This is a genomic window from Cupriavidus sp. SIMBA_020 (assembly GCF_046535395.1).
Lineage (GTDB): Bacteria > Pseudomonadota > Gammaproteobacteria > Burkholderiales > Burkholderiaceae > Cupriavidus > Cupriavidus campinensis.
Genome location: NZ_JAWRWU010000733.1, coordinates 1 through 266, shown reverse-complemented (window position 1 = coordinate 266; position 266 = coordinate 1). Strand labels below are relative to the sequence as shown.

Annotated in this window: 1 protein-coding gene; it reads right to left on the bottom strand. The window is 63.9% G+C overall.

The annotated features are described in order from the left end of the window. On the bottom strand, positions 1 to 266 hold a 266-nt coding region (locus SB751_RS31270), incomplete at both ends, for an SMR family transporter (RefSeq protein WP_410749180.1).

The following is a 266-nucleotide window of genomic DNA, read 5'->3' as shown; positions in this document are numbered from 1 at the left end:
CCGATGCCGACGAGCCGCTGGACCGACAGCACTTCGCCGAACAGATACCACGCGGCGAACGCGTTGACGACGTAGCCGAGCGACAGCATCGGGTACGCGATCGACACGTCGACCCGCGACAGCCCGACGATCCATACGACCACGCTGAGCACATAGCAGCCGAGGCCGCCGATGATCGGCAACTGGGTCGCGATCTTCAGCCCGACGGGGATGATGTTCGCACGGCTGAATTCGAAGTGTCCAACGGCGTTGACGCCGGCTTTCAG